Origin of the sequence: Kitasatospora sp. NPDC057015 (genome assembly GCF_042673745.1) — a bacterium.
GTDB lineage: Bacteria > Actinomycetota > Actinomycetes > Streptomycetales > Streptomycetaceae > Kitasatospora.
Window position 1 is genome coordinate 19366 of sequence record NZ_JBHUSG010000001.1, and the last position, 14010, is coordinate 33375.

Genomic DNA, 14010 nt, shown 5'->3' on the forward strand with positions numbered 1-14010 from the left:
CGCAGGTCCGGCCGCAGATCGGGGCCCCAACGGCCGGACGGCGACCCGGCACGGCACCTCCTGCCGCTCGACCTGCCCGAGGGAGAGTGGAACCTCACCCCCGGCGGCAGCTCGACCGTCAGGCGTCGGGCCCGCTGCTACCCGGCCCGCCAGTGGACGAAGCGGGGCGGTCGGTCGCCCCACGTGACGACGGCGCCGACGGGACTCGGGCTGATCTCCCCCGAGACCACGCCGTGGAGAAACGCGACCACACCCGTCTCGAAGACCCGCGGCGCACCGCCATCGCGGCTCAGGACGAGGACCGGCCACTCATCGGGGTCGTCCCCAACCGTCAGCCACCCCAGGGTGTCACCGGTACAGGATCCTCCCCACGCGATGATCTGCTCGGCGGACCGCACCTCGTCGGTGGGCTCGCCGTCTTCCTCGAACAGCCATCGTGCCTCCTCCGTCATACCGCGCATGCCCGGCTGCGGGGCGTCCGGCGGCATCAGCTCGTCGGGGGCAATCACGGCGAGGGACCGGTCGATCTCTCCCTGCCCGTACCGCGTCACGAACTCGACGTAGTCGCTCGGGAACCGGAACCCCCACGCCGACTCGACCGCCGCCCAGTCACCGGCCTCGCCGGCCCCCGGAGGCGGGGGCATGAGTTCCAGGAGCCTGCTGATCTCGACGTCGCGTGCCATCAATCACTCTCACTGAAGTCCGAGATTGCTCGGCAAGGGTCGGGTGCTGGCGCTGTTCGACGGGTGGAGCACGAGGTCGGAACGCGTGTCGCCTGGGCGGGCCAGGTGGCAGCCAGGCCACCTGGATGCCGAGTCGTGGTCGGGGACCACGGAGGTACGACCGGGACCGTCCACGCGACGTGCGCCGGGTTGGGCAAGCTGATGATGCGGCAGTGCCTCTGGACGGCCATGTCATCCAGCGCCTGCTCGACGACGAGGCCGGCGCCGCGCCGGTCACCGGTCGAGCGTAGGCGAGGTCGCGCGCGGGCGGCGGGTGCCGACGAGGCCTGGTAGGCCGTGGTCGACGGTAGGGGTCGATGGGAGATCGAGGTTTCCTGGGGTGTTGGGTGCGGAACGCCCGCCCCGGCCGCAGCGGTCCCAGACTCGGCAGACCGCCGGTGGCGCCAGTCCTGGCATTGGTCGCGTTGCTACCGGGTGCTGGGCGGGTGCGGGTACAGAGGATTGTTAGAGCCAGCCGCCCGCGATGTACTGACGGGGTCGTCGCCGGGGTTCGCGCGGATGCCGTACACGGCCTGGGCGGTGGCCCACAGGACAGTTCGTCCGCGGTGTCCGAGGTGGCGCTCGACCATCGCGGTGAAGTAGTCGGCCGCGTTCGACCGGACGGAGACCGCCTCCTCAGCGGCGTCGAGGTACTCGCGCGTCTCGCCGATGGTGCGGGTGGCGTCGTCGTCCAGCGCGGAGTTCTGGTGGTCGGCGACATTGGAGCGGGCGTCCAGCGATCCGACACGGTCGATCGCCTGCCGCCAGGCGCCCAGGCCGTCCAACGAGCCCCGGAGAGGTAGAGGTGGGCGCCGTTCTAGATCACGTCGCCCGCGACGACCAGCCCGAGGTCGGGGTCGTGCAGGACGCTGGTCGCGGCGGTGTCGGCGTGCCCGGCTGCCACGATGACGAGGATCCGGGACAGCAAGACTTTGCCCCACGACCCGTAGGGCCAGGCCGCTGTGACAACCACATGCAAAACGTTCGACCAGGAATCCCTGGCCGAACGTCTGCACAAAATACTCGTAACCTTGATAGTCGACTGCGTAGTACAGCTATCCTCTAAATCACTCAGGCCCCACCGGCGCTACATCTTCCCAGGGTCGAATAGTCGCCCCGGCAGCACCTTTGCATCAAGCCCTATCGAATTCACGAGTCAAGCTATTCGGAGCCGCTCCACACTGTGGCCACCCACAATGATCCCTTCGATCTGCATATTTGATTGCTCTCCGTCCACATAGATGAGCGTCTGATGGGCCGGGAAATTGATTTCCACTGGATCTCCATAGGAATCGGGCTGGGTTGCGATCTTCACCACTGCCGATCCAATCTTTGCCGTCCAGTAGTCACCGGTATAGTGACTCTCTCGCTGCTCGAAAGCACATCCAAACTGTCGGCCAATGATGGCGGCAACTTCACTTGGCAAACACGCGCGAATGCCAAATAGGGCATGTCGCACCACGGGATCCCCTTCCATCAATGCAAGAGTTTAACCACAGCCGCACAATTGCGCGGGAATGGTGTCAGTACCTCGCGCAACTGCGCTCTCCATATTTGGAAATAGAACGAAGTTTACCGGGCGACCCGCAAGGGCGTCAAGCTGCCCCTTCATCCCCAGAAGCCCTAGGTTTTCGAGCTGCTCTCGGGTCAGCTCAGCCGACCTTGTTCCACCCGAAAACTCGTACACCGTCACCCCCGCTGTCCGCGCCTTCTCGAAGAGATCCGAACCGATTAGATCTATATCATAGTCGCTGTGATCTCCGAACGCGCGGCCAGATTTGTACCCCACACCAGTTACCGAACTTCCACGGAATTGTGCAGTCACACCTGAATATGAGGCGTCGGTAAGACCCTTGCCCATAGTTCCGATGAATCGGTTGTAGTCCTCCTTTCCACCGAAGCCCAGTGGCAGACCACAGTTGTGCACAAGGATCGGCCTGGTACCCGCTAGCACATAGTACGTGTGGAGGTCGGCGATCGTCAGGTCGTACGCAGGTTGGGTCTTCTGGAAGTGTCGGACATCTGTGACCGATAGGGCGCTGCCGTCGGCGGTCAGGACGGACATGCCGGACCTCAGGTCGGCGGCTTCGATCCACCTTCCGGCACTGGGAGACCAGAAGGGGTGATGGTCGGTGGCAGTTATCTGATTTCCATCGCCCTCGAGGGTGATGGTGGTGAAGTCCGTGTCGTTCGGAGTCGCAATAGTGTCCTCAACCGCGCGAACGACTGTTTCCCCGGTCTGGGGATCTGTTGCTAGAACTAGGTCCCCGACAGCGAGCTCATCGATCCGCTTGGTGGTTCCGTCACCGAGGAGGACCAGGGTTCCTTCTGGGAAGCTGTGGCAGGACTTGAGAAACTGCTTGAGCAGAGCGGCGGCTTCTGCAGCACCGCGGGCGGCGGAGACAAGCGACAGGACGTCGGCTAGGGTCTCACCCCCGCTGTAGGCGTCCGAGTTGGTGTCCACTCCGATGCTGGACATGAGGCCGTCGTACTTACCTGCCAGATTGGGGCTACAGTTCTCGATCCAGCATGCGGGGCTTATATTCGGTGCCGAATCGATGGTTGAGGCAATCGACCGGCCCATGCCGGCGATGGTCTCCTTGAATCCGCCTGTTGGCTTTATCGTGGGCCGGGTCGGCCCGTAGTAGTTGCCCTTGGGGTCGGTGTTCCAGCGGCCTGCGATGAATGCGGCGATTTCCATCTCGGCAGCGCCCTTTTGGCAGGAGGCGACTGCGCAGTTGTTGGAGTTATCGCCCACGACGCCATCGGTGTCAAGCGGCGCACCTGCGCAACGACCATCCTTTCCGCCGCCGGGTGCGCCGTGGGCGCACATGAGGCCGTTCGGATCGGCGTTGTTGACGGGGTCGTTGTTGGCGTAGGCGTAGGCGTTCCACTGTTGGGGGTCGCCAGTGTTCAGCAGGGGGTCTGTACTGATGAAGCGGCCGGTAGTGGGGTCGTATTGGCGGGCGCCGAGACTCGTGAGGCCGGTGGTGTCGTCCTTGGCGCCGCCGACGAAGCCCTTCTTGCCGGCCCAGGCGGAAACGGCGGGTTGGGTGCCGCGGGGGTTGCCGAACGGGTCGACGGACCTGCGGGTGACGGGTTGTCCGGTGGTGGTGTTGATTTGGAGGTTGTTGGTGCCGTGGGGGTCGGAGGCTTGGATGAGGACCTTGCCGCCGCCGACGGCTGCAGTGACGCGAGTGTAGGTGAGGCCGCCAGGCGCGCTGATGGAGCGTGTGTTGCTCGTGGAGCCGGTGGCGGTGTCGAGGGTGAGTTCGTCGGTCAGGAGGTTGAGGGTCGTCTGGCCGGGGTTGCGGCGCAGAAGCTGGTTGCCGTCCGCGTCGTACAGGTAGGTGGTGGCACCTGCCTGGCCGGTCTTGATGAGGGAGGTGGGCTTGTCCTCGCCATTCCAGGTGAGAGTGGTGGTACCGCCGGTATCGGTGATGGCGGTGGTGTTGCCCTTGGCGTCGTACTGGTAGCCGATGGCCCTGCTGCCGGAGGGGGAGGTAGTGGTCGAGGTGAGCAGGGCGTGCGGTCCGCCCGTGCCGCCGCCGGTGTTGGTTGCGCTTGTCGGAGTGTTGAAGCTGTTGGCGGGGCCGAAGGTTTGAGTAGTGGTGGTGTCCTGGCTGGTGTTGCCGGTGACGTCGTGCTGGGTTAGGCCGGTGCGGTTTCCAGTGGCGTCGTAGGTGTAGGTGTTCCAGTACGGGGCCGGGCCGCCGATGGTTCGGGCGCCTGGTCCGGTGACGCCGGGTGCGGTGGCGTTGTTGCAACCGCCGATGCCGGGGACGGTTGTGGAGCTCCCTGTGCCGTGTGTTTCACCGGACGAGTCGGTCCAGTCGGCTGTGGTGGAGGTCCCGCCGGTGTCGGTCCAGGCGCCGGTCAGTCTGCCGAGGTAGTCGTACGTGTAGCACTGGGTATCGGTGGCGGCGGCGTCCTGACGGTTGGAGGCGGAGGTGATGCGTCCGGTAGGGGTGTAGGTGTAGGTGGTCTGGTCGACTGAGACGGTGCCCACCTGGCGGTCGACGAAGGAGTTGATGACGCGTCCCGTTGCCCAGTCGTACTGCCGGGTGGAGACGACCTGCTTGCCGTATTCGCCGACGGTTGTGCGGACTGGGCGGCCGAGTGCGTCATAGGCCATGGCGGTGACAATGGGCTTGCTGAGGCTGGCGGAGGTAGTCAGGACACCGGTGACGGTGTAGCCGTAGCTGACCGTCTCGGCAGGTAGGCCTCCTGCGGCGGGCAGGCTCAGTTGCTTGAGGGATCCTAGAACGGGGCTGTAGGTGTTGCTCGTCGTATAAGTACCGGCCAGGCCGCCTTCGGTAGCGGGGATGGTGATTGCGGTGCCGAGTGGCCGATAGGCGGTGTCGTAGCCGGTGACGGCCTTGGTGTAAGCAGTGCCCGTTGCGCCTCCGACGTAGCGGGTGGAGGATGTCGGCTGGTTCTTGACGAGCGTGTCGAAGGTCCACGAAGCAAGCTGGTTCGCCGGGCTCACCACACCGTTGTAGAGACCGGTTTTACGGCCGAGCAGGTCATAGCTATAGGCGAGCGTGTTGCCCTTGGCGTCCGTGGTGTGGTCGATGCGCGAGTTGGCGTCGTAGAAAGTGTTGCTGATCCCGACGTCGGGATCGTTGGCGGAGGTCTGTCTGCCACGCAGGTCATAGGTGTACGACCAGGTGTTGCCAGCCGAGTCGGTGTGGCTCTTGACCTGGCCCGCGGGGGTGAACTTGTAGGTAGTGATGTCTGCGTCAGCCGGGTTGCCGGTGGCGGTGGGTGTCCGGTACTGCCACGTGGCGGTGCTGTTCGAGCGGGCATCGGTGACAGTGGATGTCGGAATCCCGCCCGGAGGTGGGGTGACATCGGTGCGGTCGGCCCCGGCGTACGCCGTGCTGGTCGCCCACTGCAGGTTGCCGTAGGAACGGAATTCCGCCCGGACCGCTCGACCTTGGCCGTCGTAGCTCGTCCATGTCTGTGCGGGGACCTGGCCGTCATTGGCGGGCACGAAGATGCCGGTAGTGGGAAGGCTGTTCTGCTCGTAGTACGGAGCGGATACCTTGATTGCCCAGCCATGGGAGTCGTATGCAGTGTCGGTGATCAGTCGCCCGGTAGGTTTGGCGTCGCTGGTCCGTTGGGTCTGGCGGGGACGGCCCAGTCCGTCGACGATGTCGACCTGCGCGGAGTAGGTCTGGCCTCCTTCCTGGAGCCATTCGGTGGTCGTGGTGGACGGTGCGGAGGAACCGTTGACGGCGTAGCTGAACTTCTGCCCTGGCTTTTCGCTCGTCGGTCGGTCTGGTGACCACACGTCCGTAAGCCGGCCGAGCGCGTCGTAGTGGAGCGTGGTGGTCCGCCCGTTCACGTCCTGCGTTGTCAGCGGAACGCCGCGCCCGGGGTCCTGGGTGACGGTGGACGTCCATCCCGCGCCCAGGGGTCCGGTGGTGCGGGACTGCGTTGCCAGGGCACCCACAGCCGGTGTCAGCACCACCGAGCTGGTCGCCGGGGTGACTGATGGGCCGGTCAGCTGACTGCCCGTACTGTCGAATGTTGAACCGTCTGTGGAGGCACTCGTGAGATTGCGGCCGTAGATGTCAAAACTGGCGCTGCCGGTCTGGGTATAGACGGGCTTGTTCGCGATGTCGAACCGGTCCAGTACCTGGGTGCTGGTCGGATTCCCGGTTGATCCGGCCTGGCCGAACGGCAGGCCGTCATAGAGCGTGCGGGTACCGGAGATGGTGTTGGCTGCCGTCGGCGCCGTTCCGCAGGGGCCCTGGATGGTGATCTGCTGAGAGACGAGCGTGAGCAGTTGTGTGTTGGTGCTGGTGGCGTAGTTGGTCGTGGTGCAGGTTTCGGGAGTGGCGGTTGTACCGTCCCCCTTGTCGTTGGTCTCGATCACCCGGTTGCCGTGTCCGGGGTCCGTGGTTGCGCCCGCGGTGGTGGTGCGCCAGGTGTCGTTGGCCAACTTGGCTTTGGAAACGGCCGCGACCGTGGCGTCAGGGTAACGGGCGTAGATCTTGGGAGCTCCCGCTGTCTGCACATGCGTGGCGGTCACCTGCTGCCCGCTGTAAGTGCTGCCGGTGATTGCGCGGACGCTGCCGCCGGCCTGGTCGAAGACCTCAGTGGCGACGACGCGGCCCGCTAGCCAGTCACTGTCGGTGAGGTTGGCGCCGCCGAGGGGGTTGGGGACTGTAACCGACGGCTGAGTTCCGTTGGCCTTGTAGTCGCCGTCCATACCGCGAAGGTAAGTGACCCTCTGCTGGGTCTTCGGAGCTTCACCGGCAGAGGCGCTTCCGGTGGTGGTGGTCACCGACTGGTAGCCGCGGAAGTCGCTCCACGTGCGGGTCTTGGGGTCGGTGAACTCGGCGTCATTGCGGTGCCAGGCCGCGCCACCGTTGTAGGTGTATTCGGTGACCTTGTTGACGGATGGGCTGGTGACGAGGTCTTGCTCGGTGACCGTCCTGACGATCGGCTTGTTGAACCAGTCGTTGACCGGGTCCGGGGACGACTGCCCTGGGAGGTACCACTTGACGGGCATGCAGGCCATCGTGTTGCTGTCCTCGGAGGACGGCATGTGATTTGCAACTCGCGAGCATTCCGGTGCGGAGTAGATGACGTTGATCCGCCCACCGGTCTCGGTGCCGATCTCCTTGATGCGGGGGCGGTTGAACATCGGTGCGGCGGGAACCAGGCCGTCGACGCGGTTGGCCATCATGTTGTAGCCGAATGTCACGGCGGGCAAGGTGATAGGTGTCTGACCGTTGGATCCGGTCCGGGTGACCGAGTTGAGCTGGAGGGTGCGCTTTGTGCCGTCGCCCGGGTCTTCCAGGCTTTGGGACAGGGCCCAGCTGTCGACCGTGGTGAAGGCGGAGTTGGCGAGGACCTGGGTGGTGATGGCAGTGAGCCGTTTGGTGGTGAAGAACGTGGGGGCAGAGGTTGTGCACGTTGCGGTGCAGATCTGGTCGATGGGTACGTCCGGCCAGGCGTCGGCGTTGGCGGCAGTGCGCTGGCTCTCGTCGCAGGTGATCGCACCTGCGGCCTTGCAGCGTTCAGTGGTGGTGAAGAGAACCTTGGCAGCGGGGTTGAGAGTGCCCTTGGCGGTCCTCTGCTCGTCCAGGCGCTGGCCGTAGCCGATCTCGGTGAGGTAGTCGGCGCGCTGGTAGTCGGCGGTGGTGCCGTTGCCGTGGCTCTGAGCGCCGCCGCGGCTGTACTTGTTCCCCTCAGTGGCGTAATTGTACGTGATGAGGTTGCCGTGGGTGTCGACGACGTAGTCGAGCTGCCAGCGCCAGGCCATCTGGCACCAGGAGCTGGTGCCAGTAGCCGAGTTGTAGCAGGGGTCGGGAGTGGCTCCACCGGTCGGGGAGTAGACGGGAACAGTGAGGACGGAGTTGGCCGCCTGGTCCGTTCCGTCACCGCCGGGTAGGTGGTTGCGTCCGAAGTAGTACTCGATGCCGTCAGGGGTGGTGATCCGCCAGTACTCCATGTCCCGGTAGTCCTGGTCACCGAGCCCGCGCGGAGCGCCGGTGAGCTTTTCGACCTTTGTCCCGTCGTCGTCCTGAAGGTGCCAGGTGCCGAGGGCATCGTCGCGCACGAGGGTGCCGGAGTGCCCTGCGAGGGACAAGCTGGCGTTCTGACCGCCCCAGCACAGGTCTGCGGAGCCGGTGATGCCGGCCTTGTCGCAGTTCTTGTAGGAGCGTTCGACGAAGCCTGGCTCGTAGTTCCAACCGTCACCGATCCACGAGGACTGCGAGTTGGTCGCGGACGTCTTGCCGTCCACTGCGGCGGAGTTGTAGCCGAGCGAGATGGTGGGGGCCGAGCCACCAAGGGCCGCCGGTACCTGAATCGGATAGCTGTAGTTGAAGTTGCCGGCGTTGGAGCCACTACTCCATGCCGTCGAGGGAGCCAGGGAAGTCGCGGCGTAGCTTCCGCCTGCCCCGGAAGGTGACGGCTCGGCCGACAGGACCATCGGCGCGCCCGTGCTGCCGGCCGAGGCCTGGCGCAGCAGCGATGCGCCAGTCGTCGTGTACGAGGTCTTGACCGCAGTGGCTGCGGTGCTGCTCTGGGTGGCCGGGCCTGAAGCCTGCGATGCAGCGCCGCTGGGTAGGGTGATGTCGGCCGTGATGTGGCCGGCAGCGTCGACGGTGGAGACTACGGGGGTTTTGGTTCGGCATTCGGGAAGTTGCGGGGTAGTGAGCGAGCAGGCAGGAAGAGCCACGAGGCGTGCCCGGTCAGCCCATCCGGCAGCCTGGAGGCTCTTCAAGTCGATGGTGACTGTGGCCTGACGCCCGATCCCGTCCGCACTGCTCTCGGCGTCAGAGAGCGCGACAAGGGGGCCACTCGCGCCGGCAGCCTGGCCCTTGGCCGGGTCGGTCACCTCGACAGTGACCTCCTGGGCGGCCACGCCCTTCTCAGGTGCCGGGGCGACCGCGACAGGCAGCGTTCCCGCCTGAGTGAGGGTGTTTCCTCCGGAGGCCGAGGAGGCGCCGCCGGTCGCGTTACGGGCGGCCCTGGCCTCGGTTCCATTGATTCCGAGTTGGACGGTCGCCGTGCCCGGTGTGACGGGTGCAGCGAGCTTCGGTGTCCATTCCGACGCCTGAGCCGTGGCGTTGTTGGTGGGTGGGGCGACGTCGGTGCCCTTGACGGACGGGGTGCCGTCGCCGAGCGGCGTGTTGGAGGGCGCCCAGATCTCGCCCTCGGGCTGGGGGAACACCCACGCCGCAGCGGGCGGCACCGCGACGCCCGTCATCGCCAGGGCAAGTGTTACTGCTACGAGCGGGGACCATCGACGGCCCCCTGTTGATCTCCAGGCCCGCTTCCGGGCAGGGCGAAGCCCCACTGCTTCTCCTCACATCAATGACAGACAGTCATATGTCGACAACTGTCCGATTATTACCGGTGACACTAGGTGGAGGATTGATCCGAGCGCCATCTAAATCTTCAGCCGCCCAAGTGACCTTCGTTACATTCCAGGGAGAATCCCGCCAGCGATCTGGACATATGCGCATATGCCGATAAGGCGTTTGACGTAGGACAGTTGACGCACCATCGTTCCGATCCGAAGGCCCGTCCATCGGGGACGGACCAACGGGAGGACTGACATCACAGCCATGCTGAACACCGCACCAAAATCAGGTGATATAAGCCCCTCCGATACCCCACGTCGACACATCGGTCGAATCGGGGCAATCGGCCTGAGTGCCGCCCTGAGCCTGAGTCTGCTCACCGCGCCCGCTGCCCTCGCAGTCGACGCCGGCAACGCCCACGGACCCAGGAACGGGATCCTCTCGCCAGCCCCGAGCGGCCAGTACCCGGAGCGGACCGGCCTGCAACAGGCCATGCTCGACGCTCTCGCTTTGGCTAAGTCGACCGGGAGCCCCGTCGTCGTGGAGGCAATGACCACCGAGGGCTCCCGGACGATCGCCAACGCGAACGGAACTCTCACCACCACCGATAATGCACAGGCCGTCCGGACCAAGCACAACGGCTCATGGGCCGACCTCGACACCACACTGCGGACCAACACCGACGGCACGATCAGCCCGACCGTCGCCTCCACCGCCCTCACGCTCTCGGGCGGCGGATCCGGCCCGATGGCGAGCGTGACCACCGAGGACGGCAAGAAGCTTGCCCTCGGCGCGCCGTTCACACTCCCCAAGCCAGCCCTTGACGGCGCCACCGCCACCTACGCCGACGTCCTGCCTGGCATCGACCTACAGCTCACTGCGCTGTCTGTCGGAGGCTGGCGCGACGTCATCGTCGTCCACACCGCTGAGGCTGCCGCCAACCCGGCCCTGAAGACTCTCCGCTTCCCCGTCACCGCACAGGGCCTCAATGTCACGGCGGACACGGCAGGTGCCATCGACGTCAAGGACGACAGCGGAACAGTTCGCTTCCGCTCGCCCGCACCCCTCCAATGGGACTCCTCGACCACGCGCGCAGGAACCACTGCACCCGTCGCACCCTCCAAGTTGGCAGCAAAGTCGCTGGCAGCCGCACCGGCCGAGGCCGGCCCTGGCGTAGCCTCAACTCCAGAGGAACCCGGCGACGGCGCAATCGTCTCCGCCATCACCACCAAAGTGTCCAGCAGCGCAATTGAATTGACGCCAAATCAGGATGCACTGGGCAGCGGAACAGGCCCCTGGTACATCGATCCATCGCTCACAGCCGTCACCAGCTACAGCCAGGGTTCCGTCGAAGTCCAGGAAAACCACAAAACAGCCGAGAACTACAACCAAAAGACGAACCTCGCAACTGGCTACTGCGGCTACAAGAGCTCCGACCCCAACCTGGACTGCGGTGACCTGGGCCGCCAGCGCGCCTACTTCCAATTCGGAATCAACCCCGCCATCTACACCGTCCCTGGTGGGGCAGAAGGCCCCCCGACCGTCTTCGCCTCCACGCTCAACGCCCAGGTGACGGCCGCATCCAGCCCGAGCACCAACACGCCGTTCGTCGCGTATTGGACGCCACCGATCAACGCACACACCAACTGGAACAGCCAGCCCTGCGGCACCGACGGCAACACAGTCATGCAGGGCTGCCCTGCCATCGACGGACAGTGGCTCACCGGCACCGGCCCACTAGCCATCAACGTCACCGCCACCATGCAGCGCGCCGCAGCCGAGAAGTGGACCAACTGGACGGTCGGGATCGCCCCTCAAACCAGCGAGTGGGAGAAGCTCTACCGGCACTACATCGCAAGCAACCCCAGTATTACCACCACGTACGACATCACGCCCACCATCTGGGACCCGCGCACAAGCCCTACTCCGGGGTTCGCCGGCAACAACACCAGCGCTCGCTGCACCAGCGGCGGCGCCCAGCCGTGGGACAACCCCGGCTGGGTCGGCAACAACCAGAGCATCTACCTGACCGCCAACAGCTTCTCCCCCGCCGGACAGTCCCTCTACACCGGCTTCCAAATGTGGGACGACAACGACCCCAACTTCAGTGCCGTCCCCGGAGGCTGGGACGGAAGTTACAACAATCCGGGGCACACCTCCGAAGTCGGATCGCTGACCGACGGCCACCAGTACGGATGGCTGGCCCGCTCTACCGACACGATCCTCACCTCACCCTCCAGCGCCTGGTGCTACTTCCGCGTCGACAAGACCAACCCCCGTGTCAGCCTCAGTTCCACGGACTTCCCGCCGTCCGGGACCCCCAACGAGAACCCCACGGCCTGGGCCGGCACCGCCGGCAGCTTTACTGTCCGAGGTGAGGACCAGGCCCCCGCTGGTGGGCAGGCCTCCGGGGTCGCCTGCGTCCGGGTCAGCTCCGACCCGACCCCGGTGGTGGGCTGGCGCTGCGGCGGCCCCGACACCTACACCACCGACTCCTCGGGGTCTGCCAACGTCCCCTTCACCCCGCGCAACTGGGGCACCAACCTGCTGTACGCCTGGGCCATGGACAATGCCAGCAACTACAGCCAGCCCGCCGTCTACACCTTCTATGCGCCCTGGAAGCCCGGCACCCAGCCGCTTTTCGGCGACGTCGACAACGACCAGAAGCCCGACATCGTCATCTCCGACAGTAAGGGTGACTTGCGCATCATCGGCGGCGGCACCGACCCGTCCCGCTCCGTCGCCGCACCCGCCGCGGCCGCACCTGGCCACGACGCCAGCCACAACCCCACCTGGAGCGACTACCAGATCACCCACCGCGGGACGCTCAACTACGGTCAGGCCGTCGACCAGCTCATCGCCCACAACACCAAGGACCCCGACCTCAAGAAGCTCCTCTATCTCGTCACCAACGACGGCACCGGACGCTACGACAGCCTCACCGCCGGAGTCATCAGCCGACCCGCGACCTGCCAAACGCAGGGCACCAACGCACCCTGCCCCGGCTACAACCCGCTCGTCTGGTCCGACGTCACGCAGGTCGTAGCCATCGGTACCCCCGAAGGCGAAGCCATAGGCGCCGACCCGGTCACACCGTCCAAGAGCATCACCATGACCCGCACCTCGTTCCTGACCGTGGAGAACGGCAAGCTCTACCTCTTCTCCCCCGGAATGACGGACGACGTCGACGGCACCGCCAAGCTGATCCCCACCCTCGATGGCGACTCCTGGGACAACTACGACCTCATCAACCCCGGTGCGGCCAACGGCCCCACGGCAGTCCCCGACGTCGGCAACGCCTTCCAGGCCACCGTCTGGGCCCGCAAGCGCGACAACGGCAACATCTACGCCTACGCCATCACCGGCGCCGCCACCGAGCCCGACTACACCACACTCACCACACCGAGCTCCGGAACACTGCTTCTCCCCGGCTTCGGCACTTCCAGCACCCATCCCCTGATCGGCTCCTCCGGCGACCTCAACAGTGACGGCTACGCAGACCTGTGGGTCATCGACAACACCGGATCACTCGCTGTCTTCCCCGGTAAGAGCAGCAACGGCACCACCCACAAGGTTGACGGCTTCGCCCCCTACACCGTCATGGGCAAAGCCGACGCCAGCGTCTCCATCCACTCCAACCTCGTCGACTGGCTCTGCGCTGACGCCGAAGGCGGGGCCAATAGCGGATCCGCACTCGCCGCCTACGCCTGCTGGGACACCCCCAACCAAAAGTTCAACTTCGCCGCCGACGGCACCATCCGCCAAGGCAGCTACTGCCTCTCCACCAAGGACAACGCCCTTGGCAACGGCACGCAGCTGATCCTCGCCCGCTGCGAAGCCAAGGCAGGTCAGAAATGGGCGACGCGGCCCGACGGTCGCATCTACAACACCGCAACCGCCACCAGCGGCACCCCCGACGGCAAGTGCATCGAACTCCCCGGCTGGGCAACGACCCAAGGGACACGCCTGGGAATCTGGGACTGCCCCAGCCTCCAGGCCAACCAGCAATGGACGCTCAAGCCCGAACGCACCACCTGACCCCACCACCACACCGGGCCTGAGGATCCACGTGGGGGTGCCTGATCGAAAGACACCGTCGGGCACCCCCACTACACGCACTACAGGCGCTACGCACGACGATCGGTGACACCGGGCCTTGCCCTGCTGCCCGACGAGCTCTTCGAGCTGCCGGGCGGCCGGACGGTCGCCCGCTGGGTCGATCCCGCGGAACACGTCGAGCTGCTGCTGACCCCATACGATCCCGACCTCGACCCCGAGGACTGGGAGCTGCTGACCGACTGCCGTGCAGCGGTCTGGCGGATCAACGCCGACGGCACTGGCCTGCTGCAGGTGCTGTGGTGCCCGCTCGATCACGACGACGAGGACTGCCTGCCCCGTACCGAACCGCGCTGGCGGAGGCCGGGAGCGGGTACCGTGCGGCGGCGCGCCCGAGACGGGCG

Annotated in this window: 5 protein-coding genes; 1 reads left to right on the plus strand and 4 read right to left on the minus strand. The window is 65.7% G+C overall.

The window, feature by feature from the left end; all coding sequences use genetic code 11:
• Nucleotides 1–137 precede the first annotated feature (137 nt).
• The 4 genes from ACFTWP_RS00085 to ACFTWP_RS00100 all read right to left on the minus strand — a co-directional run bounded on the left by ACFTWP_RS00085 (nt 138) and on the right by ACFTWP_RS00100 (nt 9453).
• The gene (locus ACFTWP_RS00085) at nt 138–683 is read right to left on the minus strand and encodes an SMI1/KNR4 family protein (RefSeq protein WP_380260898.1); all 546 of its coding nucleotides are present in this window, start codon (nt 681–683) and stop codon (nt 138–140) included.
• A gap of 467 nt (nt 684–1150) precedes the next feature.
• Entirely contained in the window at nt 1151–1507 is a 357-nt protein-coding gene (locus ACFTWP_RS00090) for a hypothetical protein (RefSeq protein ID WP_380260900.1), read from the minus strand.
• 371 nt (nt 1508–1878) lie between these two features.
• A complete protein-coding gene (locus ACFTWP_RS00095; RefSeq protein ID WP_380260902.1) occupies nt 1879–2199 on the minus strand; it encodes a hypothetical protein in 321 nt (106 codons plus the stop codon).
• Nucleotides 2200–2211: 12 nt separating this feature from the next.
• Complete coding sequence (locus ACFTWP_RS00100) at nt 2212–9453, minus strand: RHS repeat-associated core domain-containing protein (RefSeq protein WP_380260904.1); 7242 nt, start codon at nt 9451–9453, stop codon at nt 2212–2214.
• Between the two features lie 361 nt (nt 9454–9814).
• Here ACFTWP_RS00100 and ACFTWP_RS00105 point away from each other — a divergent pair, with 361 nt between their 5' ends.
• Nucleotides 9815–13588, plus strand: a complete 3774-nt coding sequence (locus ACFTWP_RS00105; RefSeq protein ID WP_380260906.1) for a ricin-type beta-trefoil lectin domain protein — start codon at nt 9815–9817, stop codon at nt 13586–13588.
• Nucleotides 13589–14010: the final 422 nt, after the last annotated feature.